Genomic DNA, 23855 nt, shown 5'->3' with positions numbered 1-23855 from the left:
CGGCTGGGACACAAGGAGCTTATCGGTGGTGACGCCCGCGCCAAGCATTCGATAAGCGGAACGTGGCCGTCATCACTTCACAGGTAAAAAAAGCCGTACCCTGAAAATCAGAGTACGGCTTTCTTTTATTTATAGACATGTACAAAGGGTTCTTCTTCCCCTGCGTTTTTAACGATCAGGCTTTCCGGGTCGTCCATGCTGTGAATGTTCACCTGAACACCATAATGGTCCGGGAACATTTCAACAACAAGACTGTACACATACTGGGTAAACCCGACAACCTCGGACTGCGACTGGAATTCGATCGGAATTTCAATCGTAACCTCCCGCAGGTCGTTGTTCACGTAAAAACCGTTGCCGATCATACCGACAAAGTTCGGGAAATAGTCGGACACTTCTTTTCTGAAGTCCGAAAATACCTGGGAATCATCGAAGTGATCGGTTTCCGCTTCACTGGATGGGAAAAGGACATGCTTCTCATCAATGGTGTCCCAGCCACCGATGGACGCGGATGAACCTTTCACATACGCCTTGCTCAGGAAGCTGCCCGGTACTTTGGAGCTCGCCTCTTCTTCTTCATACAAAGCAAATACGACAGGCACGTCCTTCAGTTCCTCATCTTCGCGGATACGTTCCAGGATTTCCCCGGCGTACTGCTTCCCTTTAGTCAAAAGCTCCTCGGTCGAATGGTTTTCAGAGTAATTCTTTCCGTCCGGTGTCTGGAAATTGTACACCGTACGCAGGGAGATTCCGATCGTGATCCCTTTCAGTTCCACGACGTTTTCTTCCTTCTTCACTAAGTAATCCTGTTCAACGATATTGGAAATGTATTTCGGACTGTCACGGAACTCTTCTTCCGATGCTTCATCTTCGTCGAGTTCAGGGTTCAGCCCTACTTCATTTGTCTCGCTTTCACGGGAAAGCCAGCTGATCAGCGTATCGTCCGTCAAATACTGACCCGACTGGAAAAAGTAATCCTCGGGGTCATAGTATTCCTTGGAGTGCCGGCGCAGGCCGCTTTCAAATTCATCGATATCCAGCCGGTTGCCCATCTGGTTCGTCGTGACGCCGCGGGCGGAAGACACTGTCGGACTGCTTTCGGTCAGGATCATCCGGTAATCTTCTTCAGACATCGTATAGTTGGGAACAATCGCCGACTGGTTATTGTTCTCATCGGTCGTTTCCTGTATGACTTCTTCTCTATTATCAAAAACGGGCGTACACGCGCTCACGAAAAGCACCGAACTAAGTAACAGTGCGTGCATCTTCCTCATGCTTTCCACTCCCTAATCGTTTAAAGCTTCTCTAAACTGCTCTTCATCCCAGATTTCAACGCCGAGATCTGCTGCCTTCGTATATTTCGAACCGGCATCCTCCCCGGCGATGAGAAGGTCGGTTTTGGCACTGACACTCCCCGTCACTTTGCCTCCGAGTCCTTCAACGATTTTCTTCGCTTCCGAACGACTGAAATGTTCCATCTTTCCGGTCAGGACAATCGTTTTATCCTTGAACGGAGAATCTTCCGGCTGGTCGCTTTTCTTCGCGCCGAGGTATTCCATATTCAAGCCGAGCGACTGGAGTTCGTCCAACAGCTCGATGACCTGCGGCTTGTCAAAATAGCTGGCGATCGAATCCGCCATCTTGCTGCCGATTTCGGGAACCGCCTCCAGCGTTTCCGTGTCTGCTGCCTTCAGAGCCTCCATATACTCAAAGTGCTGGGCGAGCGTACTGGCGGCCTTGGAGCCGACGTAACGGACGCCAAGACCAAAAAGCAGGCGTTCCAGAGAGTTTTCCTTGGAGGCTTCTATCGCATGCAGCAGGTTTTCGACCGACTTTTCCCCCATGCGGTCCAGCTGCAGCAGCTCTTCACGGTCCAGCTTGTACAAGTCGGCAATGTTATGGATCAGGTTTTCCTGGAATAGCTGGGCGATGACTTTTTCACCGAGCCCTTCGATATCCATGGCATTTCTGGATACGAAGTGGATCAATCCTTCCCGCAGCTGGGCCGGACAGTTCGGGTTGATGCACCGCAGTGCGACTTCTTCTTCAATCCGGACAAGCTCACTTCCGCATTCCGGACACGTTTCCGGCATGTAGTACGGCTCTTCGTCCCCTGTCCGATGATCCGTAAGTACACGTACCACCTCAGGAATGATGTCACCGGCTTTTTTAATGACGACCGTATCTCCGATGCGGATGTCCTTTTCACGGATCAAATCTTCATTGTGAAGAGAAGCCCGCTGCACGGTCGTTCCCGCGACTTTGACCGGTTCCAGAATGGCGGTCGGGGTTACGGCCCCTGTCCGGCCGACGCTTAACTCGATATCCGTAAGCGTAGTGACCGCTTCTTCAGCCGGGAATTTGTAAGCGGTCGCCCAACGTGGACTTTTAGCCGTAAAGCCGAGCGTTTCCTGTTGATCCAGACGATCTACTTTAATGACGATCCCGTCTATTTCATAGTCGAGATCCGGGCGCCGTTCGACCCAGCTGTTCACATAGTCGATCACTTCATCGATGTTGTTACACCTTTTCCATTCCGGGTTCGTTTTCAGTCCCAGTTTCTTCATCCGCTCCAGCCGTTCACTGTGGGCGTCTGTCGGATCGTCCTCCCAGACACCGATGCCGTAAAGGAAAATATCAAGGTTCCGTTTGGCGGCGATTTTCGGGTCCAGCTGACGCAGCGATCCAGCTGCGGCGTTCCGAGGATTGGCAAACGGCTCTTCTCCATTCGCTTCCTTCGCTTCGTTCAAACCGACAAACGAGCGCTTCGGCATATACGCCTCTCCGCGCACCTCAAGGGTGGCAGGTTCTTTCAAACGGAGCGGGATGTTGCGGATGGTCCGGAGGTTTTTCGTAATGTCTTCGCCTGTCGTTCCGTCTCCCCGTGTCGCTCCCCGGACAAACACCCCATCCTCATATTTCAATGAGACGGCGAGCCCGTCGATTTTCAGTTCGCACACGTAGCTGACTTCTTCGTCTGTGCCGTTCTTGACACGGCGGTCGAAATCACGGAGCTCTTCCTCGTTAAAAGCGTTGCCGAGGCTGAGCATCGGAATATCATGCTGCACCTTCACAAAAGCATCGAGAGGCTTTCCACCGACACGCTGGGAAGGGGAATCCGGTGTCTGCAGCTCCGGAAATTCCTCCTCCAGGTTGATCAGCTCCTGCATTTTTTTATCATATTCATAGTCAGAGACCGACGGATCATCGAGCGTATGATATTGATAGCTGTACTGCTCGAGTTCCTGTCGCAGCGCCTCGATCCTCTGCTGCGCTTCACTTGCGTTCATACTCATTCACTTCCTTACGCTTTCGTAATCGGAGCAAAACGGGCAAGCAGCCGCTTAATGCCTGTCGGTGCCGGGAACGCGATGTCGAGCTCAAGCGCATCTCCCTCACCCTGCACTTTGACGACGGTGCCGGTTCCCCATTTTTTGTGTGTCGCTTTATCACCAGGCTGCCAGCCGATCTTCTCTCCGCCGGTCGATTCCGTCTTCTTCGGTTTCTTGGCAGAACGCTTCGGCGGCTCCTGGGTCTGTCTCCCAAACGGGCTCGTTTCACGCTTCTTATTGAAAAACGGCAGCTCTTCCTTCTGCTCGCGTCCGTCGACGAGCTCTTCCGGAATTTCATGGATGAACCGGCTGATCGGGTTCATGTTCGTCCGTCCATACAACGTACGCATTTTCGCATGGGTCAAAAACAGCTGCTTCTCAGCACGGGTAATCCCTACATAAGCGAGGCGGCGTTCCTCTTCCATCTCTTCCTCATCCATCAATGCACGGCTGTGCGGGAAGACATTCTCCTCCATCCCGATGAGAAAGACGACAGGAAACTCAAGACCCTTCGCGGAGTGAAGCGTCATAAGTGTGACCGTGTCATCACTACTAGGGTCCTCATTCATGGAATCGATATCCGCAATCAGCGCAAGATCCGTCAAGAACGCCACCAAGGTTTTATCTTCAGCATTTTCTTCAAAGTTCTTCGTTACGGATTTGAATTCTTCAATGTTTTCCAGACGGCTCTGGGCTTCGATGCTTTTTTCGTTCATGAGCATCTCTTCATAGCCGGTTTTATCGATCACCTGCTGCACCATATCGGTCGCTGACAGGAACTCCTGCTGCTCGCTCCAGTTCTGGACCATTTTGCGGAAGCTCATAATCGCCTTGGCTGCTTTGGCGCTGACCCCGACGAAATCGACTTCCGCCGCTGCTTCATACAGCGAAATATCGTGATCGGCCGCATAGGCCATCATTTTATCCATACTCGTTTTTCCAACCCCGCGCTTCGGTTCGTTGATCACACGCTGGAAGCTCAGATCATCGTTCGGGTTGGCAATGAGACGCAGGTAGGCAAGAAGATCCTTGATTTCCTTACGATCGTAGAACTTCGTACCGCCGATCATCTGGTACGGGATGCCCGCTTTGACGAATGTCTCCTCAATCGTACGCGACTGGGCGTTCGTCCGGTACAGGATCGCCGTATCCTGATAGCGGAACTTTCCCTGTCTTACGAGGTCGCCGATTTTATCGGTGACGAAAAGGGCTTCCTCACGCTCTGTGCCAGCCTGATGATAGTGAATCTTTTCGCCGCCTTTATTATCGGTCCAGAGGCGCTTCGGCTTGCGGCCGGAGTTTTTATCAATCACGTTGTTGGCCGCATCGAGAATCAATTCTGTGGAACGGTAATTCTGCTCCAGCAGGATGGTCCGTGCTTTCGGGTAGTCACTTTCAAAGTTGAGGATGTTTTGAATATCCGCTCCGCGCCACGCATAAATCGACTGGTCGGAATCCCCGACAACACACAGATTCTGATACCGGCTCGCCAGATGCTTGACGAGCTGGTACTGCGCGTGGTTCGTATCCTGGTACTCATCGACATGGATATACTGGAAGCGGCGCTGATACGTTTCCAGCACTTCCGGCACTTCATCAAACAAACGGAGCGTCTGCATGATCAGGTCGTCGAAATCGAGCGACTGGTTTTTACGCAGCTTTTTCTGATAGCCTTTGTACACTTCAGCCACCTGTTCCTCATGGGTACTGCCGGCCTGGTTGGCATAATCTTCAGCCGTCATCAGTTCGTTTTTCGAATTACTGATCGCCCCGAGCATCGCCCGTGGGTCCCACTTCTTCGGATCCAGGTTCAGTTCCTTCAGCACCTGCTTGATGACAGAAAGCTGGTCACTGGAATCCAGAATCGAGAAGTTGCGGTCATAGCCGATCCGGTCGATGTCCCGTCGTAAGATCCGGACACACATCGAGTGGAACGTCGACATCCATATTTTTTCGCCGTCTTTCCCGACAAGGGATTCTACACGCTCTTTCATCTCGCGCGCGGCCTTGTTTGTAAACGTAATCGCCAGAATGTTGCGCGGCGCTACATCTTTTTCACTGAGTAAGTAGGCAATCCGATGGGTCAGCACCCTTGTCTTACCACTTCCGGCACCTGCCATAATGAGCAGCGGGCCTTCTGTATGGATTACCGCATTGCGCTGTTCTGTATTCAAACCTTGAATCAAAGCATTCAACGCCTGAGTCATGAACGTCCACCATCCTTCTTCTTTGTTGATTTGACTGCTTCCACCGTTTGAAGCGCCACTTGTATATCTTCATAGATGACATTCCCAATGACGACGACGTCTGCCTGGGCTGCCATTTCTGCTGCCTGCTGCATCGTCCGGATACCGCCGCCGTATACGAGCGTCGTCCCCTCCAGCACATCCGCCACTTCTTTTACGAGAGCCGGATCACCATAGGTCCCGCTGTATTCCATATAAAAAACCGGGAGGCGGAAAAGATGCTCGGCCATCCGGGCATATGCCAGCACGTCCGCTTGATCCGGCAGAGAACAGGACGTTTTTTGAAAAACTTTCGCTTCGGGATTCAGGACACAGTAGCCTTCCGTCAGCATAGCCGTCCAGTTGATCATATCGCTGTATTCTTTGACTGCTTGATGCTGCACATCAAGCATCCACTTTTTATCTTCGCTGTTCAGCACCATCGGAATGAAATAAGCGTCAAAATCCGGAGCAACGGCTTCCACATCGGACACTTCCAACACACAGGTGACGTTGTACGCCTCCACCCGCTCCTGCAGATCGGTAACATTTTCAAACGTTACCCCATCGGTACCGCCGATCATCACCGCGTCCGTACCGGATGTGCAGATGTCCTTCAAGTCTTTTTCCGAAATCGTTTTATTTGGATCCAGTTTGAACACATGATCCCACTTGCTTATATTGTACATTTCCGGCCTCCAAAACAACAGTTATCCATTAGTCGATTATAACAAAATTTCGGCACCGGGTTGAGGGTTTCCCTCAGAGTGTAAATATTCTGTGAAAGAACGACCGGGAAAATCCGGCTGCCAAACCAAAAAAGCGGCCGAGAATGTTCTCGGCCGCCTTACTAAATTAAGAGGCAGGATGTTCAGGAAGGAGACGGGAAGAGGTGAACGTCATCGTAACAAGACCGACACTCAAAATCGTAATGGCGGAAAGAAGCAGCGTTTCCATCGAAAACAGCAGCCCTCCCGCCCCGATGATGACCGCATCGATGGCCAGAATAACGAATCCGACATTTACCTTCATCCAGTCAGCGATCATCTGAGCAAGAAGATCCGTCCCGCCGGTGCTCGTATGGTGCCGGAGCATCAAACCGATCCCCCCGCCGACAAGGGCCCCGCCGATGATCGAGCTGATGGCAGGGTCGAGCGGCAGATGATAAGCACGCAGTCCCTGAAGCACATCAATGGAAAACGAGGAAACCAACAGGCCGTGCAGACTGTTGTAAAAGTACATGCGGAAATAAAACCAGGCAAGAGTGAAAATCGGGATGCTGAAGCAGATGATCGTCAGCCCCACCTTCATCCCCCATATGTAATTGGCAATCATACCGATGCCGATGATCCCACCGTCGAGGACATGGTCGGGAATAAGAAAAAAGTTGATGCCGAGCGAAAGAATCAAGCTTCCGGCTACGATCATGATCCCTTTCTTCACCATCTCTTTCACAGGCCCGTCCCCCCTCACCCCATTCTATGCGGGTCGAGTGTTTTTAGAAGACGAAAAAAAGACCGCCGTCACGGAAAAGCGTTCGGTGGTGAAGACTAAGGGAACAGCACGAGCCGAAAATCTACTTGGACAGACGGTTTTCCTGACCAAGTCAGCTGAGGCCGGGCCCTCGGCAAGCATCCACCGACAAGCGGAACGTGACCAGACACCAGCCATTCTTTCAGCAGATGAACTTCTCAGGAAAACCACGGTATGAAAATCCATATGTCTATTTCTTCCTAATTAACACACTTATAATATTGATGTCTGCCTACTCCTTCTTTTTGAATTCAGTGGGGATGGTATCGGGATTTTCATCCTATGGCCCTAAGGTTCATCCCTCTTTCACGCTCATTATTTGACTGTCACGAGGAGCGTTCGGTGGTGACGCCTGCGGGAACAGCACGAGCCGAAGATCCACTTGGACAGGCGGTTTTCCTGACCAAGTTAGCTGAGGCAGGGCCCGCGGCAAGCATCCACCGATAAGCGGAACGTGACCAGACACACACATAAAAAAATAAAGACTGCCGTTATGGCAGTCTTTTCTCTATTCTGTACGCTTTTCGTGGACACGGTCGAGCGCTTTGGTATAGGCGTCGTTGCCGTAGTTCAAACAGCGCTTCACACGGGAAATCGTCGCTGTCGAAGCTCCGGTTTCCGTTTCAATTTTATGATAGGTGTACCCGTCTCTCAGCATGCGGGCGACCTCCAGACGCTGAGCCAGCGACTGCACCTCGTTCATCGTTGCCAGATCATCAAAAAATTCATAGCACTCTTCAATATCCTGTAGTGAAAGAATCGCTTCAAAAAGCTGATCCAGCGTTTTTCCGCGCAATTTATCGATTTGCATTCGGATTCCTCCTCAAAATTGAACCGTTGCGGATTCTGGTATAATGTTAATCCATGTATTTCCCGGGACGAACGGCACCTGCTCTTCCCCTTCATAAGGAAGCAGCCGTCCATCTGTATTCCGCCACTCCACTTCTTTCATCGTCCCTTTCTGCAAAAGAAAACCGCGTCCGCCTGAGGTCAAATCAACCTCCCTGCGGCCGGCCTCATCGATGATTTCGTGGCGGGCCTCTATCATCCATACATTATCGGCAGAAATCTGTTCCATCGTCGAACGATCCACAGACGGTTCTCCGTCGTCGAATCGAAGAAACCCATGATCGGAATACTGCCACCGGACTTGTGTCCTGCTGCCATAGGTGATTTCCACCTCATCAACCGGACGACCGTTTGGACTTTCATCTGTAAAATACAAAGCCTCCGGCGGGGCGTCCTCGGTTAAGCCTTTTTCACCGACCACACGATCCAGTCCTTCTGTCCAAAGGTAGGAATTGTGCGGTGCAGGACGGTCACCGGAACGGCGGAAAAGCCAGCCATTGTTGTCATAAACAGCACCATCGACAGCGTCCATGCTGGTGCCGGCAAGCTGCTGATATATGGAATGGGAAGCTCCGTGATAAGTGTAAAGAGCGTCATATCCATAGGCCAGCTCAAAATAATAGGGACGGGCGCTGCGTACCGGCCCGATTGTATCAGGAATATCACTGTGGAACAAAGCGAGAAAACGGGTGATCTGCCCTTCAGCAAGGACTTCATAGACGAGGTCTGCCTGACTGAGCCCGGACTGCGGCCGTGCTTTCGGATGGTTGTTGACCATCACACCGAGGACACGCCCGGATTTATCCCCTGCACCGGGTTCTCCCGTTAATGGAAAAACATCACCGGCAGGGACAGGATCAGGGGGTTCTGCTGCTTTTTCTCCAGGAGTCTCTCCTGTTGATTGGCAGCCAATAAGACCGGCGGTAAGCAGACCGATGAGCAGCAGCTTTTTCATACATGCACGTCCTTTAGATCATCCCACTTATATTTTAACGCATTATTGAAGGAAAGAGTACCTCTTTCTTTTTCACATCGATGATTCCAAGTGGTGTGATCCGGATAAATGGAAGATGCGTCGAAGACAGGAATAAAAGCGTATAAACAGGATCGGAGAAGGCGAATCCATAGGCTTTCAAATGGTTCTTCAACGTTTCTTCTTCTTCCATCAGTGTATTCATCGGCTTGTCGGACATGACTCCTCCGAGCGGAAGAGCCAGCTCAAAGATGACTTCCCCTTTGTTGACGAGTACGATGCCTCCCCCGATTTTTTTCATCCGGGCAAATGCCGTCCTCATATCCGCTTTCGATTTTCCGGTCAGAACAAGATCGCCTGTACTGCTGTATGAACTGACAAGGGCACCGAGTGAGGTTGTGAACCCTTTGATCAACGTGTTGACCTTCCATTCACCTTCACGGTCCATCAACATGAGAAATCCTTCGGAGTGATCCTCCGGCAGACGTTCCACACCTGTATCCGTATCCACTGCATAAGGTTTCATGATGACGTCATTGATCATTTCAAGACCGACCGGCATGGAAAACTGCAGATCCTGTTCGGTGAGATCCCAGTCCAGGTTCAGCTTATCGATTCCGTTTTTCTTCCATTCTACAGGAGATGGCGTTTCTACAGCTTGTCCATCCTTTTTCACCCATTCACCTTTAGCAAGAACAGAATGGGGCGTCGGATTATCCGGGCTTGATAAGAAGTTCAAATGAGCGACGCGTCCGGCGTTCAGGCTGCCGACACGGTTTTCGATCGTAAAGTGACGGGCGGAATTGTATGTCGCCATCATATAGGCATCAATTTCCGGAACACCGGCATCGAGAGCAATCTGAATACACTGATTGATCAGTCCTTCACGATAAAAACCGGGGGTAGATCCGTCGGTCGTATACATCATGTGGTCGAACTGCTGATGTCCTTTTTCCATAAGTCCCTGCAGAATATCCGGCAGATCCGGACGGATGGAAGAATAGCGCAGTCCTGTCTGGAAACCGATGGCGAGGCGGTTCAGCACATCATCAGCCGTCATCGACTCGTGCTCGGAATCCATGCCGAGCAGCCGCATCTTCACCAGTGTTTTCTCTGATGCGCCGGGCAGGTGGGCTTCAAGCGGCTTGCGGGCCCGCTTCGTTTCCTGCATCCAGTGGAGGATCTGCTCGTCCCCGTTATACAAAACATCCGGCCAGGCCGTCAGCTCTCCGCCCTGAATGACGGCGTCATGCTCAATCCACGATTCGATCTGCTCATCAAACGCTTCTCTGTCCTCATCCTTTAATACGGACTGAGGATCAAAGCGCGCCCACCAGTACATCGAAGCAGGCAGATTCATAAATTCTTCGAGCAGAGAAAACGCTTTCTCTTTGTCCGTTAAAAAAAGCCACATCAAGTTGTCATTAATGAGCGTTGTCGTTCCCGTGGCGGCTGCATATTCTCCAAGGCTCTGGGGATTATATAACTGGAATGGATGGGCATGCGGTTCAATGTAACCCGGGACGATCCAGCTGTCCCTGCCATCAATCATTTCCGTTCCTTCTGTATGGGCAGGAAGCTCCTGTCCCGTATATATGATACGGTCTTCGTAAATCCAGATGTGACCGGTCATCCACTGTTTCAAATACACGTTCAAGTATGTTGTATGGGTAATCAGTTTCGTCGGCGCCACTTTCCCGTCCATGACAGCTGCATGTTCCCGCAGCTGACGGTTGCGCCAGCGAAAGCGTGTTTCGTTCATGGAGCGTACCTCCCTGATTTCATTATGTTCTATCGTAACACAGGATATTCCAATCTGCTAAGGAGGAACCTGTTATGAAACCGAATATCGGCCTGATCAACAGCATGATCCGGATCACAGCAGGCTTCAGCATGCTGACGTACTTGACGATCCGCGGAGCGCGCAAGGAAGGATCTTCCTCCCATCCGCTGCTGATCATAATGGCTTCCTTGAAGATCGCGGAAGGCATCGTACGTTTCTGTCCTCTCACTGCTTTATACGAATCAGCAGCCGTAGAGACAGACGGAAAAGAAGAACCCTGGGCACAGAACCTGCCGGATGACGCTTGAAAAGGTGGGAATGATCGATGATGTTTCTGCCACTCCTCTATCTTTTCAGCCGTTATAAAAAGAAGAAGGACGAACAGAAAGAGGAACCTGCAGGATAATAAAAAGAGCGGGGACATGCCCCGCTCTTACTTATAAAGGATGAATGAACGTGTACTTTTTAGAATATGTGACCGATGTCGGCTTCGTCATTCTCACGATCATCGGGACGATTGCCGCTTTAGGTGCGGTGTTTCTCCGTTCCCGAAGAAAAAAGAGTTGACCTTCCGATATCCCGGCGGTAGAAAAAGTCATCAAACGTGTCGAATACTTGAAGAGAGCGGTAGGCCTTGTCCAGCGCTTCTTCGGTATTCCCGCCGAGACTGCCGGCAAGGAGAACACGGCCGCCGTTTGATACATATCCTTTTTCATCGAGGGCGGTTCCGGCATGGACAAAAAACACGGACTTGTCTGTTTTCAGCTCTGGAAGGAGACGTCCCTTATCATAGGATCCCGGATAGCCTTTGGAAGCAACCACCACACCGGCACAGAACTGCTTTTTCCAGGTAAGTCCCGGATCCTTTCCGTCAAGAACGTCAAGAAGGACCTGGACGAGGTCGTTTTCCAACAGAGGCAGGACCACTTGTGTTTCCGGGTCACCGAACCGGGCATTGAATTCGATGACCTTCGGGCCTTCCTTCGTTTCAATCAATCCGGCATAGAGAATCCCTGTAAAGGATCGATCTTCCTCGACCATCGCTTCGGCGGCTGGGCGGACAATCGTTTCAAGCGCTGTCTCATAGGATGCCCTGGACAGTGCCGGAACGGGAGCATATGCGCCCATCCCGCCGGTATTTGGGCCTTGGTCCCCTTCAAAGGCACGCTTATGATCTCTTGCCGGAACCATAGGATAAACGTTTCCTCCACGAACGAAGGCCATTAAGGAAAATTCATCTCCAGCCAGGAACTCTTCAATAACCACTTCCCGGCCTGCTTCCCCGAAGCGGCCGTCTCCGAGCATTTCTTCAACGGCCTGCTCAGCTTCTTGGACGGATTCTGCTACAACGACCCCTTTGCCGGCGGCCAGGCCGTCCGCTTTGACGACGATTGGCGCGCCTTTTTCAGCGATATAGGCTTTCGCCTTATCCGCATCGGTGAACGCTTCATAATCCGCTGTCGGAATGTTGTATTTTTTCATAAGCTGCTTGGCAAAATGCTTGCTTCCTTCAATGAGGGCCGCACGGCCGCTCGGGGCAAACACAGGAAGACCGGCCTTTGTGAACGCATCAGCCAGACCGGCGGCAAGCGGATCTTCCGGGCCGATAATCGTCAGGCGAATATCCTTTTCCTTCGCAAACGCCACGAGCGCTTCCTGATTTCCTTCATCAATGGTGATGCACTCGGCCTGTTCGGTCATGCCCGCGTTTCCGGGAGCCGCATATAACCGCTCCACCCGGTCACTTTCCGCAAGTTTCTGGATCAGACTGTGCTCCCGGCCGCCGCGTCCAATTACTAAAACGTTCATCGTCCTTCATCCTTTCTGTATTTAATGCTTAAAGTGACGCATTTTCGTAAAGACCATGGCGATGCCGTGCTTGTTGCAGGCATCAATGGAATCCTGGTCGCGTTTCGATCCACCCGGCTGGATGATGGCTGTGACACCGGCCGCTGCCGCCGTTTCCACTGTATCCGGCATCGGGAAAAAGGCGTCGGAGGCAAGAATGCTTCCCTCTGCTTTTTCACCCGCCTGCTCAAGAGCGATCTTCGCAGCACCTACCCGGTTCATCTGACCGGCCCCGACGCCAAGCGTGCGGTCGCCTTTGGCTACGATGATGGCGTTGGATTTGACGTGCTTCACGACTTTCCAGCCAAGCTTCAAGTCTTCCATTTCCTGCTGGGACGGCGCACGATCTGTTGCCACTTCCAACTCCACCTGATCCAGCGACCCCTCATCCGTATCCTGGACAAGCAGACCGCCGTTCACGCTCGTCAGCTTATGGGACGGGCGGTCGGATTTCTTCATATCCACCTTGAGTAAACGCAGGTTCTTTTTCTTTGTGAGAATGTCGAGCGCTTCCTGGCTGAAGGATGGAGCGATGATGATTTCAAGGAAAATCTCCTTCAGCTTGGCGGCTGTCTCTCCATCGACTTCCCTGTTCAGCGCGACGATTCCTCCGAAGATGGAAACGGGATCTCCTTCATACGCTTTCCCATAGGCCTCATACAGATTTTCACCGACACCGACGCCGCACGGGTTCATGTGCTTCACAGCGACAGCTGCAGGCTCATTGAATTCAAGGACGACTTCAAGGGCCGCATTGGCATCCTGGATATTATTATAGGAAAGCTCCTTGCCGTTCAGCTGCTCCGCTTCTGCGAGGGATGTTCCCTCCACGGCTGCCTTCTTATAAAAAGCAGCACTCTGGTGCGGATTTTCTCCGTAACGGAGGGACTGGACTTTTTCATATGTAACGGTATACGTTTCCGGATAAGCCTCTTCCGTCAAATCAGAGAAATACTTAGCAATCATGCTGTCATAATTCGCGGTATGACGGAACACCTTGGCTGCCAGACGGCGGCGTTCTTCATAAGAAAGTTCTCCCTGATTAAGGCCTTCGACGACCGTTTCATAATCAGATGGATCGACGACCACCGCGACATCTTCAAAGCTTTTCGCCGCTGCCCGCAGCATTGTCGGACCGCCGATATCGACGTTTTCAACCGCTTCGGCTTCGGTCACACCTTCTTTGGCGATTGTTTCTTTGAATGGATACAGGTTTACAGCCACAAGATCAATGGTCTGGATGTTCAGTTCATCCAGCTGCTCCATATGCTCTTTGTTGGAACGCTTAGCCAGAAGGCCACCGTGGACAGACGGATGCAGCGTTTTGACACGGCCATCCATAATTTCCGGAAAATCGGTCACTTCAGAAATCGAAAGCACCGGAATGCCCGCTTCTTCTATCGTGCGTTTTGTCCCACCTGTGGAAACGAGCTCATAACCAAGCTCATTCAGACGGCGGGCGAAGTCTGTTAATCCCTGTTTATTGGATACGCTTAAAAGGGCGCGTTTTTTCATTTGTATTCCTCCTTGGGTAGTAAAGACTGGATGACTTCTGGATAAAGGCGGTGCTCTACGGTCTGGATGCGGCGCTGAACGTCTTCCCTGCTGTCATCATCATAGATAGGGACAGGCTCCTGGGCAATGATCGGGCCGGTGTCCATGCCGTCGTCGACAAAATGAACCGTCACGCCTGTCACTTTCACCTGTTTGTCGAGCGCCTGTCCGATCGCATCTTTTCCTGGAAAGGCCGGAAGAAGGGACGGATGTATGTTCATTATCCTTCCTTCGTAAGGGGCCAGCAGCGTCGGTCCGATCAGGCGCATATAACCGGCAAGGACAATCCATTCCACCTGCCTTGAGCGCAAATCATGCAGAATCGCTTCTTCGTAGGCGGCTTTATCCGGAAACATCTTCGGTGTATACACGACGGTATCGATTTCATGACGCTGGGCTTTTTCAATCACCGCTGCCCCGACCCGGTCACACACAAGCAGAGCGACGCGGGCATCAAGCTTCCCTTCTTCAATGGCTTTCACGATGGCATCAAAGTTGGAGCCGGTACCAGAAGCAAAAATCGCCAGCTGCTTCATATCAGCTCCACCCCCCGGCCTTTAGTCACGCGGCCAATGACCTTGGCTTCAGGACAGGCCGATAATGCTTGTTCCACCTCTTCTTCCCTGATGACCGCTGCCATACCAATGCCCATATTGAAGACACCATACATCTCTTCTTCCGCGATGGAACCCTGCTCCTGTAAAAAACGGAACACAGGCGGGACGTCCCAGCTGCCCTGCTCAACAACAGCTCCGAAACCTTCCGGAAGCATGCGGGGTAGATTTTCATAAAAGCCGCCGCCGGTGACGTGGGCCAGTCCTTTCACATCGACTGCTGCGCGAAGTTTTTTGACCGGATCGACGTAAATGACAGTCGGAGTCAACAGCACTTCCCCGAGCGGCAGGGCCATCCCCGGATACACCTGCTCCAAATCAAGCTCTTCCACGAGTTTTCTCACAAGCGAGAAGCCGTTGGAGTGGATGCCTGAGGAAGGCAGGCCGATGATGACGTCCCCTTCCTGAACGGACGCCCCTGTAATCAGCTTGTCCTTATCAGCCATACCGACGACAAAGCCGGCCAGGTCGTATTCATCCGCGTCGTACATGCCCGGCATTTCCGCCGTTTCTCCACCTACAAGCGCAGCACCTGATTGCTCACAGCCGTCTGCAATGCCTTTGACGATTTGTTCGATACGGGCGGGGTCATTTTTGCCACAGGCAATATAATCGAGAAAGAGCAGCGGATCCGCTCCCTGCGCCGCAATATCATTGACGCACATCGCTACGACATCCACCCCTATCGTATCATGACGATCGAGTTGGAAGGCGAGTTTGAGCTTCGTCCCCACCCCATCCGTTCCTGTGACAAGCACCGGATGATTGTAGGACATCCCGCTGATATCAAATAACCCGGCGAAGGCTCCGAGTCCGCCGATGACTTCCTTGCGCATCGTCCGGCTGACATGCTTTTTCATCCGCTCCACCGCTTCATAACCGGCTTCAACATCGACACCGGCCTGTTTATAGGATTGACTCATCTGTATACCTCCCTACGCTTTCTCATATGGATGCATCGTGTTCGGATAGATTTCGGTCGGGTAGTTCCCGGTAAAGCAGGCCATGCAGCCGCCGTGCCTCAAGGATTCCTCTCCCTGGTAGATGCTCTCATTCAAGCCTTCCGTCGATAAAAAGGCGAGGCTGTCCGCACCGATCTGTTCTTCCATCTCCTGAAGAGAATGGTTCGCGGCGATCAGTTCTCCGCTGTTGGATGTGTCGATTCCGTAATAGCACGGATTCTTGATCGGAGGGGAGGCAATTCTGACGTGGACTTCTGCGGCCCCTGCTTCTTTCAGCATCTTCACAATCCGCCGGCTGGTCGTTCCACGCACAATGGAATCATCGACCATGACGACCTTTTTCCCTTCAACGATCCCCCGGACAGCGGAAAGCTTCATCTTCACACCCTGCTCTCTCAGCTCCTGGGACGGCTGGATAAATGTCCGGCCGACGTAACGGTTTTTGATGAGCCCGAGCTCATAAGGAATTCCTGAAGCCTCGGCATATCCGATTGCGGCGGAAATACTGGAATCCGGTACGCCTGTTACGACATCCGCATCCACAGGCGCTTCTTCAGCCAGTGTTTTGCCCATCCGTTTACGGGAGGCGTGGACATTCTTTCCATCCACATTGCTGTCAGGACGGGAAAAATACACATATTCCATCGAACAGAGCGTCCGCTGGATCGGTGCTGAAAATCGAATGGAATCAATGCCCTCATCAGAAATGACGAGCATTTCACCAGGATCGATTTCCCTTTCATACGTCGCACCGACGATATCGAAGGCGCACGTTTCTGAAGAAACCACCCAGCTTCCCCCTAAATGGCCGAGGCTGAGGGGACGGAGGCCGCGTGGATCGTTAGCCACAAACATCCGGTCTTCGGTCATTAACAAAAAGGCATACGCTCCCTTGATCATGGAAAGGGCTTCTGTAATGGCCTGCTCCAACGGCAGATGACGTGCCCGCTTGATCAGGTGGGCGACGACTTCTGTATCCGACGTCGTCTGGAGGATGCTGCCCTGTCCTTCGAGCTGGTTTTTCAATGCCTGGGCATTCACAAGGTTGCCGTTGTGGGCAAGGGCAAGTCCGCCGGTCTGCGAACGGAACAGGAGCGGCTGAATATTTTCATAGCCCCCATCTCCCGCTGTCGCATAGCGCACGTGACCGATGGACGCATGCCCCTGCAGATCTTCCAGCTGGTTTTCAGAGAATACTTCATTGATCAGCCCGTGTCCCTTGGCAAGCTTCAACTGCCCGCCATCCGTCGTTACAATGCCCGCGCCTTCCTGGCCGCGATGCTGCAGAGCGTGGAGACCATAGTACGTCAGCTGGGCAGAATCCGGATGACCCCAGACACCAAAAATCCCACATTCTTCATTTAAGCCTTTGATTTCACCAAGCATGAAAGAGCTCCTTTCCAAGCTGTTTTCAGCACAGATGTCTTTTCCTCCATCACAACGTCTTCCTGCTTCACTGTATACATGCCATTATCCGTCACTGTACCAATCTGCTGCGCTCCAGGTGCGGCCTTCTCAAACGCGTCTTTGTTTTCCGGATGGATGGTCACAAGGAAACGGGACTGGGTTTCTGAGAAAAGGGCTGTCGTGATATCCCCTTCGATCGTGACATCACATCCAAACTCCTGATCGAATAACGTTTCCGCAAGAGCTACAGCCAGACCACCTTCGGACAGGTCATGAGCAGATTCGACAAGACCAGAGCGGATCGCTGTCAGCAGCTGGTTCTGACGCTGCGCTTCGACTTCTAAATCCAATTCCGGTGCTTTTCCGAAATGCCGGCCTTCCAACAACCCCTGCAGCTCGCTTCCTCCGAATTCCGGTTTCGTTTCCCCGATCACATAAATGAGGTCGCCGGCGGCTTTCGCGTGGGAACGTGTGATATGGCGGACATCTTCAATTAAACCGACCATGCCGACAACCGGCGTCGGATAGATGGCCTGTCCGCCGAACGATTCGTTGTAAAGACTGACGTTCCCGCTGATGACCGGGGTGCCGAGGGTGCGGCAGGCTTCACTCATTCCATCAACGCTTTTTTCCATCTGCCAGAAAATTTCCGGGTTTTCCGGAGATCCGTAGTTCAGACCGTCCGTAATTCCAAGCGGACGGCCGCCGGAGCAGACAATATTACGTGCCGCTTCCGCCACGGCAATCTGGCCGCCCACTTCCGGGTCGAGGTAAATGTAGCGGGAATTACAATCCGTCGTCATGGCCAGCGCCTTGTCCGTTCCACGCACACGAAGTACCGCGGCATCAGAACCCGGTGAGACCACTGTGTTCGTCTGGACCATGTAGTCGTACTGGTCATACACCCACTCTTTACTTGCAATCGTCGGCTGCTGCAGAAGGGCAAGCAGGGTTTTCGTATATTCCGTCACGGCCGGCTTGTAATCTTCCATACGTTGAAACTCTTCATAATACTCCGGTACTTTGGACGGCTGGTGATAGACCGGGGCATCCTCTGCAAGGGAATCCACCGGAACATCCGCAGCCACTTCCCCGTGATGTTCAAGGCGGAAGCGCTTCGTATCGGTCACTTCACCGACCGCAACGGCTTCAAGATCATACTTCCGGAAGACAGCAGCAATTTCCTCTTCCCGGCCTTTCTCAACCACTAAAAGCATCCGCTCCTGTGATTCCGACAGCATCATCTCATAAGCCGTCATGTTCTCCTCACGCTGGGGAATGTGATCAAGATTCATCGTCATGCCGGTTCCCGCTTTACTCGCCATCTCACTGGCGGAGGAAGTTAGACCAGCGGCGCCCATATCCTGAATGCCGACAAGGGCATCATGATGAATGACCTCCAGACAGGCTTCGATCAGCAGCTTTTCCATAAATGGATCGCCGACCTGGACCGATGGACGCTTCTCTTCAGACTCTTCCGATAATTCTTCAGAAGCGAAGGTCGCTCCGTGGATCCCGTCCCGGCCGGTTTTAGCCCCGACATACATGACCGTATTTCCGATACCGGCTGCAATCCCTTTTTGGATATCCTTATGATCAATCAACCCGACACACATCGCATTGACGAGCGGATTGCCGTTGTAGGCATCATCAAACTGGACTTCCCCGCCCACTGTCGGCACACCGACACAGTTGCCGTAGCCGGCGATGCCGCGTACGACTTCTTCAAACAAATATTTCACCCGTGGACGCTCAAGCGATCCAAACCGGAGAGAATTCAGTAACGCTACAGGACGGGCGCCCATGGAAAATACATCACGCAGAATACCACCGACCCCTGTCGCTGCCCCCTGATACGGTTCAACAGCAGACGGGTGGTTGTGGCTTTCGATCTTGAATACCACCGCCTGGTCATCTCCGATATCGATGATTCCGGCTCCTTCCCCGGGGCCTTGAAGGACATGGGAACCTTCTGTCGGAAACTTCTTCAGCAGTGGCTTTGAGTTTTTGTAGCTGCAGTGCTCCGACCACATGACCGAAAACAAGCCGATTTCTGTATAGTTCGGACGGCGGCCGAGAATGTTCACCACTGAGGTGTATTCGTCATCCGTCAGACCCATGTCTGCATATAAACGGTTCTGTTCAATCATTTCCGGACTGATCTCAAGCGTTGATGGCATAATGTTCCCTCCAATAGGTCAAAATCGATTGAAAAAGCCGAAGGCCGTCATCAGTGCCGAGCAGGGCATCGACCGCCCGCTCCGGGTGCGGCATCATACCGAGGACATTGCCTCTCTCATTGACGATACCGGCAATATCACCGGCTGATCCGTTCGGGTTCGTCTGATAAGTGAAAACCACCTGCTTGTTCTTACGAAGACGCTCAAGCGTTGACTGGTCACAAAAGTAATTGCCGTCTCCATGGGCAATGGGAATCTGGATTTCTTCCTTCTCTTTATACGACTGCGTAAACGGTGTATCAGCATTCTCTACGATCAGCGTTTCGGTATGACACATGAACTTCAGTTTTTCGTTCGGCAGCATCGCCCCCGGCAGCAGGCCGGTTTCCAATAAAATTTGAAACCCGTTGCATACGCCAAGCACCGGTTTCCCGGCTTCTGCGGCAGCACGGATCTGCTCAACGATGGGAGAAGTCGCTGCAATCGCTCCTGAACGCAGGTAATCTCCGTAAGAAAAGCCACCCGGCAGAAACACAGCATCATAGTCTGCTAGATTCGCTTCCTGATACCAGACAAGATCTGCGTCTGCACCAAGTTCATCTTTGACGGCATGGTACATATCACGGTCACAGTTCGATCCTGGAAAGACGACGACGGCACATTTCACGTCAGCCAGCCTCCTCTATCGTATACGTATAGTTTTCAATGACCGGATTGGCGAGAAGCTGATCACACATCTTGTCGATTTCGGCTTCCAAATCTTCCTTGTCATCAACGAGAACCTCCATGTATTTCCCGACACGGACGTCGTGAACGTTATTGTATTCCAGTGATTTCAAGGAATGCTGAACGGCCTTGCCCTGCGGATCCAGGACCCCTTCTTTCAACGTAATGTGAATCTTTACTTTGCGCATACGCTCTCCTCCAGTCGTTGTAAAATCCGTTCATACGTATCTGTCAAACTGCCAATCCCTTCACGAAAAACGTCCTTATCCATTTTTGTACCTGTTTCCAAGTCCCAGAGCCTGCACGTATCCGGGGATATTTCATCAGAGAGGACGAGGCGGCCATCAGAGAGGAAACCGAATTCCAGTTTAAAATCGATCAGCTCAAGACCGGCTTTCTGAAAAATGCTGCTCAGATGCTCATTGATGAGAAGCGCCTGTTCCTTGATCAAGGTGAGGTCCTGTTCACGGATCCCCGTCAAATGATAGGCGTGGACATCATTGATCAGCGGATCATCCAGTTCATCATTTTTGTAAAAGAGTTCAAGAATGGGTGGTTGAAAGAGTGTCTGTTCAGAGATACCGAGGCGGCGGGTGATGCTGCCTGCGGCTTTATTGCGGACAACGACTTCGAGCGGAACGATATCTGTCTTGTAGACGAGCTGCTCGGTTTCGTTTAAAGCTTGAATGAAGTGGGTCTTGATGTGTTGTTGATGTAAGGATTGAAAGACTTTTGAGGTAATCAGGTTGTTCAGACGGCCTTTGCCGGGGAACGACTCCTTTTTCTTTCCATTAAAGGCGGTCGCATCATCTTTATAGGATAAAATCAACTGTTCAGGATCGTCGGTATGGTACACACGCTTCGCTTTTCCTTCATATAAAAGGGAACCTTTCATAAAAGCAGCACCTCACTTGTTTTGTTAGGGAAGGACCTGCATCCGCAGGTCCTTGATGATTACAAACCAATACGATCGAAAATACGGTCCACCTGTTTGAGGTGGTGCTTATAGTCAAAGCAGGCATCCAGCTGCTCTGAGGAAAGCGTCGACGTGATCTTCTCATCTGCTTCGATCAGCTCACGGAACGGAATGCCCTCTTCCCAGGCTTCCATCGCCTTCGGCTGCACAAGATCGTATGCCTCCTCACGCACCATGCCTTCGTCAATAAGGGTAAGCAGCACACGCTGGGAGAAAATCAACCCGTAGGTTTTCTCCATATTCTCCTGCATACGCTCTGGGAAGACCGTCAAGTTTTTCACGAGCCTGCCAAAACGGTTCAGCATATAATTCAGGGCAATGGTCGCATCCGGAAGAATGATCCGTTCGGCAGAAGAGTGGGAGATATCCCGTTCATGCCAGAGCGGCACATTTTCAAACGCGGTCATCATTTCTCCACGCAGCACGCGGGCCATCCCTGTCATGTTTTCCGAACCGATCGGGTTCCGTTTGTGGGGCATCGCAGAGGAACCTTTCTGTCCTTTCGCGAAATACTCTTCCACTTCACGCGTTTCCGTCTTCTGAAGGCTGCGGATTTCTACAGCGATTTTTTCCATGGATGTCGCAATCAAAGCCAGGGTGGACACGTAATGGGCGTGGCGGTCCCGCTGCAGTGTCTGCGTGGAGACAGGAGCAGCAGCCAGTCCAAGCTTCTCACAGACGTACGCTTCGACAAAAGGATCGATGTTGGCATACGTACCGACCGCACCGGAGAGCTTTCCGACTTCGATCTGTTTGATTGCCAGGTCGAGACGCTCAAGGTTACGCTTCATTTCTTCATAATAAAGCGCCATCTTCAAGCCGAATGTCGTCGGCTCTGCATGGACTCCGTGTGTACGGCCCATCATGACGGTGTGTTTATGTTCCTGTGCTTTTTCACCAAGAATATCAATGAAGTTGACCAAGTCGCGGCGGATGATTTCGTTCGCCTGCTTCAGTTGATAGGACAAGGCGGTGTCGACAACGTCCGTAGAGGTCAGTCCGTAATGGACCCATTTGCGTTCTTCTCCGACCGTTTCGGAAACGGCACGCGTAAAGGCTACAACATCATGCCGCGTTTCCTGTTCGATTTCATGTATGCGGTCGATGGAGAAGGATGCTTTTTCACGCAGCTTTTCGACATCTCCCTTGGGAATGATGCCAAGCTCACTCCATGCTTCACAAGCCAGCAGTTCAACTTCAAGCCAGGCCTGATAACGATTTTCTTCCGTCCAGATGGCTCCCATTTCCGGGCGTGTATAACGTTCAATCATAGTCTTCCTCCTACCAATAATGGATCTGATTTTGTTCGATGCGTTCATCGATCTCTTCGAGTGTGTCACCGATGAAGGTCAGGTGCCCCATCTTGCGTGTGGTCCGGGCTTCTTTTTTCCCGTAGTCATGAAGATGGCCGCCTGTATAGTATTCAATCCGGTCATTGAGGATGCCGCGGTGTTTTCCGAGGACATTGATCATCACGGCTGCGCCGAAGGTATGTACCGGCAGCAGCGGCAGTCCACAGATGGCACGGATATGCTGTTCGAATTGCGAGACACTGCACGCTTCAATCGTGTAGTGTCCGGAGTTATGCGGACGCGGCGCCATTTCGTTGATGTAGATATCATCGCCGCTGACGAACATTTCCACAGCAAACGTCCCGACAACGCCGATACGTTCGGCCAGGGCCTCAACGGCGGCTTTCGCCTTATCAAGGACAACGTCCGACACCTGGGCCGGAACCCGGGTTTCATGAAGAATCTGCTGTCTATGGATATTTTCCGCAAGAGGGAAATAAACGATACTTCCATCCTGTCCACGGGTGAAAACCTGGGAGATTTCAAGATCGAAAGGAATCCACTGTTCCACGATATACGTGCCGCCTTCTTTCAGAAAAGAAGGGAGATTCTCAAGATCTGACTCCTGTTCGAGTTTCAGCTGACCTCTGCCGTCATAGCCGCCGCTGATCGTTTTCATAACTGCCGGATATCCAATCTCTTTGACGGCCTGACCGGCTTCTTCCGACGTATGGACGATACGGTAATCCGGTACAGCAAGGCCGGCGTCTACAGCAAAGGCCTTCTCTTTCTCACGATTCTGTGTCACCTCGAGGGCAAGCGTGCCCTGGGGAAGCTTGTCTGCTTCAGCAAAAAAACGGGAAACACCGGCGTCCACATTTTCAAATTCGTAGGTGACCACCTGGCTGATTGTATTCAACCGCTCTGCAGCTTCAAAGTCATCATAGGCAGCTACAATATGATGGTCGGCCACCGGTGCACAGGGGCAGTCTTCGGATGGATCCAGCACAGCAATCCGGTACCCCATATGCCTGGCAGCGAGCGCCATCATTTTTCCAAGCTGGCCGCCGCCGAGGATGCCGATGGTCTGGCCTGGACGGATGACATTAATATTCATCGAGCTCCCTCCTCATATTTCCGACTTTCTCTTTCATCCGGCTGCGGTACTCCTCCAGCCGTCCAGCTGTTTCTTTATCAAAAGCCCCCAGCATTTCTGCTGCGAGAAGCCCGGCGTTCTTAGCCCCGGCTTTTCCAATCGATACGGTGGCTACAGGAACGCCGCCGGGCATCTGGACAATGGAAAGAAGGGAATCCATGCCTTGAAGCGATTTTGATTCAACCGGTACCCCGATGACGGGGAGTGTCGTCTTAGAAGCGACCATTCCAGGCAGGTGGGCGGCTCCCCCTGCGCCGGCAATGATGACCTTCAGCCCTTTCTGGCGGGCGGTTTCACTGTATTCAAACATATCTTCCGGTGTCCGGTGGGCGGATATGATTTCTTTTTCGTAATCGACGGCCAGTTCATCCAGGACGATGCAGGCTTCCTGCATCGTATCCCAGTCCGAAATACTTCCCATAATGATCCCAACTTCAGCCATGCG

The 23855-nt window shown here is 52.0% G+C and carries 22 protein-coding genes; 2 read left to right on the top strand and 20 right to left on the bottom strand.

Going from position 1 to position 23855, the window contains the following annotated elements:
• Positions 1-125: 125 nt before the first annotated feature.
• From ACXAD6_RS01970 to ACXAD6_RS01935, 8 genes are all read right to left on the bottom strand, one after another.
• Positions 126-1274 (bottom strand): CamS family sex pheromone protein, encoded by a 1149-nt coding sequence (locus tag ACXAD6_RS01970; protein ID WP_474967407.1) that lies wholly within the window; start codon positions 1272-1274, stop codon positions 126-128.
• A gap of 12 nt (positions 1275-1286) precedes the next feature.
• Positions 1287-3290 (bottom strand): NAD-dependent DNA ligase LigA, encoded by a 2004-nt coding sequence (gene ligA / locus ACXAD6_RS01965; protein WP_474967406.1) that lies wholly within the window; start codon positions 3288-3290, stop codon positions 1287-1289.
• A 14-nt stretch (positions 3291-3304) separates the two neighbouring features.
• Entirely contained in the window at positions 3305-5539 is a 2235-nt protein-coding gene (pcrA, locus tag ACXAD6_RS01960) for a DNA helicase PcrA (protein WP_474967405.1), read from the bottom strand.
• Positions 5536-6246, bottom strand: coding sequence for a heptaprenylglyceryl phosphate synthase (pcrB, locus tag ACXAD6_RS01955; RefSeq protein ID WP_474967404.1), 711 nt, complete (start codon positions 6244-6246; stop codon positions 5536-5538). The genes pcrA and pcrB overlap by 4 nt, the downstream gene beginning before the upstream one ends.
• Positions 6247-6412: 166 nt before the next feature.
• Positions 6413-7003, bottom strand: coding sequence for a YitT family protein (locus tag ACXAD6_RS01950; RefSeq protein WP_474970342.1), 591 nt, complete (start codon positions 7001-7003; stop codon positions 6413-6415).
• A gap of 595 nt (positions 7004-7598) precedes the next feature.
• Positions 7599-7901 (bottom strand): YerC/YecD family TrpR-related protein, encoded by a 303-nt coding sequence (locus ACXAD6_RS01945; RefSeq protein WP_027955730.1) that lies wholly within the window; start codon positions 7899-7901, stop codon positions 7599-7601.
• A 12-nt stretch (positions 7902-7913) separates the two neighbouring features.
• The gene (locus ACXAD6_RS01940) at positions 7914-8894 is read right to left on the bottom strand and encodes a DUF3048 domain-containing protein (RefSeq protein WP_474967403.1); all 981 of its coding nucleotides are present in this window, start codon (positions 8892-8894) and stop codon (positions 7914-7916) included.
• A 34-nt stretch (positions 8895-8928) separates the two neighbouring features.
• Positions 8929-10674, bottom strand: a complete 1746-nt coding sequence (locus ACXAD6_RS01935; RefSeq protein ID WP_474967402.1) for an adenine deaminase C-terminal domain-containing protein — start codon at positions 10672-10674, stop codon at positions 8929-8931.
• A gap of 74 nt (positions 10675-10748) precedes the next feature.
• Here ACXAD6_RS01935 and ACXAD6_RS01930 point away from each other — a divergent pair, with 74 nt between their 5' ends.
• Positions 10749-11003 carry a YgaP family membrane protein gene (locus tag ACXAD6_RS01930; RefSeq protein ID WP_474967401.1) on the top strand — a complete coding sequence of 85 codons (255 nt, stop codon included), beginning with the start codon at positions 10749-10751 and terminating at the stop codon, positions 11001-11003.
• 142 nt (positions 11004-11145) lie between these two features.
• Positions 11146-11262 carry an EYxxD motif small membrane protein gene (locus tag ACXAD6_RS01925; RefSeq protein WP_156896492.1) on the top strand — a complete coding sequence of 39 codons (117 nt, stop codon included), beginning with the start codon at positions 11146-11148 and terminating at the stop codon, positions 11260-11262.
• Here ACXAD6_RS01925 and purD read toward each other — a convergent pair.
• The 12 genes from purD to purE are packed head-to-tail and all read right to left on the bottom strand — an operon-like array spanning position 11221 to position 23852.
• Entirely contained in the window at positions 11221-12504 is a 1284-nt protein-coding gene (gene purD / locus ACXAD6_RS01920) for a phosphoribosylamine--glycine ligase (protein ID WP_474967400.1), read from the bottom strand. The two genes, ACXAD6_RS01925 and purD, sit on opposite strands and share 42 nt — an antisense overlap.
• Before the next feature lie 21 nt (positions 12505-12525).
• Positions 12526-14058 carry a bifunctional phosphoribosylaminoimidazolecarboxamide formyltransferase/IMP cyclohydrolase gene (purH, locus tag ACXAD6_RS01915; protein ID WP_474967399.1) on the bottom strand — a complete coding sequence of 511 codons (1533 nt, stop codon included), beginning with the start codon at positions 14056-14058 and terminating at the stop codon, positions 12526-12528.
• Positions 14055-14633 carry a phosphoribosylglycinamide formyltransferase gene (gene purN / locus ACXAD6_RS01910; protein ID WP_474967398.1) on the bottom strand — a complete coding sequence of 193 codons (579 nt, stop codon included), beginning with the start codon at positions 14631-14633 and terminating at the stop codon, positions 14055-14057. Before purN ends, purH begins: the two co-directional genes overlap by 4 nt.
• Positions 14630-15634, bottom strand: a complete 1005-nt coding sequence (gene purM, locus ACXAD6_RS01905) for a phosphoribosylformylglycinamidine cyclo-ligase (protein WP_474967397.1) — start codon at positions 15632-15634, stop codon at positions 14630-14632. Before purM ends, purN begins: the two co-directional genes overlap by 4 nt.
• A gap of 12 nt (positions 15635-15646) precedes the next feature.
• Entirely contained in the window at positions 15647-17059 is a 1413-nt protein-coding gene (gene purF, locus ACXAD6_RS01900; protein ID WP_474967396.1) for an amidophosphoribosyltransferase, read from the bottom strand.
• A complete protein-coding gene (gene purL, locus ACXAD6_RS01895; protein WP_474967395.1) occupies positions 17035-19260 on the bottom strand; it encodes a phosphoribosylformylglycinamidine synthase subunit PurL in 2226 nt (741 codons plus the stop codon). Before purL ends, purF begins: the two co-directional genes overlap by 25 nt.
• Positions 19244-19927, bottom strand: a complete 684-nt coding sequence (gene purQ, locus ACXAD6_RS01890) for a phosphoribosylformylglycinamidine synthase subunit PurQ (protein WP_474967394.1) — start codon at positions 19925-19927, stop codon at positions 19244-19246. Before purQ ends, purL begins: the two co-directional genes overlap by 17 nt.
• A gap of 1 nt (position 19928) precedes the next feature.
• Complete coding sequence (gene purS, locus ACXAD6_RS01885) at positions 19929-20174, bottom strand: phosphoribosylformylglycinamidine synthase subunit PurS (RefSeq protein ID WP_027955719.1); 246 nt, start codon at positions 20172-20174, stop codon at positions 19929-19931.
• Positions 20162-20881, bottom strand: coding sequence for a phosphoribosylaminoimidazolesuccinocarboxamide synthase (gene purC / locus ACXAD6_RS01880; protein ID WP_474967393.1), 720 nt, complete (start codon positions 20879-20881; stop codon positions 20162-20164). The genes purS and purC overlap by 13 nt, the downstream gene beginning before the upstream one ends.
• A gap of 59 nt (positions 20882-20940) precedes the next feature.
• Positions 20941-22233: an adenylosuccinate lyase gene (gene purB, locus ACXAD6_RS01875; protein ID WP_474967392.1), complete on the bottom strand. Its 1293-nt coding sequence runs from the start codon at positions 22231-22233 to the stop codon at positions 20941-20943.
• A 10-nt stretch (positions 22234-22243) separates the two neighbouring features.
• Positions 22244-23371 carry a 5-(carboxyamino)imidazole ribonucleotide synthase gene (purK, locus tag ACXAD6_RS01870; protein ID WP_474967391.1) on the bottom strand — a complete coding sequence of 376 codons (1128 nt, stop codon included), beginning with the start codon at positions 23369-23371 and terminating at the stop codon, positions 22244-22246.
• Positions 23361-23852: a 5-(carboxyamino)imidazole ribonucleotide mutase gene (gene purE / locus ACXAD6_RS01865; RefSeq protein WP_474967390.1), complete on the bottom strand. Its 492-nt coding sequence runs from the start codon at positions 23850-23852 to the stop codon at positions 23361-23363. Before purE ends, purK begins: the two co-directional genes overlap by 11 nt.
• Between the last annotated feature and the right edge of the window lie 3 nt (positions 23853-23855).

Source organism: Halobacillus sp. ABH2_015, assembly GCF_056158945.1.
This window is presented reverse-complemented; position numbering and strand designations above follow the sequence as displayed.

Excerpts from the sequence above, each read along its gene's own strand:
- pcrA (WP_474967405.1), bottom strand. The coding sequence starts at position 5,539 with ATGACTCAGGCGTTGAATGCTTTGATTCAAGGTTTGAATACAGAACAG.
- ACXAD6_RS01935 (WP_474967402.1), bottom strand. The coding sequence starts at position 10,674 with ATGAACGAAACACGCTTTCGCTGGCGCAACCGTCAGCTGCGGGAACAT.
- purD (WP_474967400.1), bottom strand. The coding sequence starts at position 12,504 with ATGAACGTTTTAGTAATTGGACGCGGCGGCCGGGAGCACAGTCTGATC.
- ACXAD6_RS01940 (WP_474967403.1), bottom strand. The coding sequence starts at position 8,894 with ATGAAAAAGCTGCTGCTCATCGGTCTGCTTACCGCCGGTCTTATTGGC.
- purM (WP_474967397.1), bottom strand. The coding sequence starts at position 15,634 with ATGAGTCAATCCTATAAACAGGCCGGTGTCGATGTTGAAGCCGGTTAT.
- ACXAD6_RS01950 (WP_474970342.1), bottom strand. The coding sequence starts at position 7,003 with ATGGTGAAGAAAGGGATCATGATCGTAGCCGGAAGCTTGATTCTTTCG.
- purS (WP_027955719.1), bottom strand. The coding sequence starts at position 20,174 with ATGCGCAAAGTAAAGATTCACATTACGTTGAAAGAAGGGGTCCTGGAT.
- purH (WP_474967399.1), bottom strand. The coding sequence starts at position 14,058 with ATGAAAAAACGCGCCCTTTTAAGCGTATCCAATAAACAGGGATTAACA.
- purE (WP_474967390.1), bottom strand. The coding sequence starts at position 23,852 with ATGGCTGAAGTTGGGATCATTATGGGAAGTATTTCGGACTGGGATACG.
- ligA (WP_474967406.1), bottom strand. The coding sequence starts at position 3,290 with ATGAACGCAAGTGAAGCGCAGCAGAGGATCGAGGCGCTGCGACAGGAA.
- purF (WP_474967396.1), bottom strand. The coding sequence starts at position 17,059 with ATGCTTGGTGAAATCAAAGGCTTAAATGAAGAATGTGGGATTTTTGGT.
- purL (WP_474967395.1), bottom strand. The coding sequence starts at position 19,260 with ATGCCATCAACGCTTGAGATCAGTCCGGAAATGATTGAACAGAACCGT.
- purN (WP_474967398.1), bottom strand. The coding sequence starts at position 14,633 with ATGAAGCAGCTGGCGATTTTTGCTTCTGGTACCGGCTCCAACTTTGAT.
- ACXAD6_RS01925 (WP_156896492.1), top strand. The coding sequence starts at position 11,146 with ATGAACGTGTACTTTTTAGAATATGTGACCGATGTCGGCTTCGTCATT.
- purK (WP_474967391.1), bottom strand. The coding sequence starts at position 23,371 with ATGAATATTAATGTCATCCGTCCAGGCCAGACCATCGGCATCCTCGGC.
- ACXAD6_RS01930 (WP_474967401.1), top strand. The coding sequence starts at position 10,749 with ATGAAACCGAATATCGGCCTGATCAACAGCATGATCCGGATCACAGCA.
- ACXAD6_RS01970 (WP_474967407.1), bottom strand. The coding sequence starts at position 1,274 with ATGAGGAAGATGCACGCACTGTTACTTAGTTCGGTGCTTTTCGTGAGC.
- pcrB (WP_474967404.1), bottom strand. The coding sequence starts at position 6,246 with ATGTACAATATAAGCAAGTGGGATCATGTGTTCAAACTGGATCCAAAT.
- purC (WP_474967393.1), bottom strand. The coding sequence starts at position 20,881 with ATGAAAGGTTCCCTTTTATATGAAGGAAAAGCGAAGCGTGTGTACCAT.
- ACXAD6_RS01945 (WP_027955730.1), bottom strand. The coding sequence starts at position 7,901 with ATGCAAATCGATAAATTGCGCGGAAAAACGCTGGATCAGCTTTTTGAA.
- purB (WP_474967392.1), bottom strand. The coding sequence starts at position 22,233 with ATGATTGAACGTTATACACGCCCGGAAATGGGAGCCATCTGGACGGAA.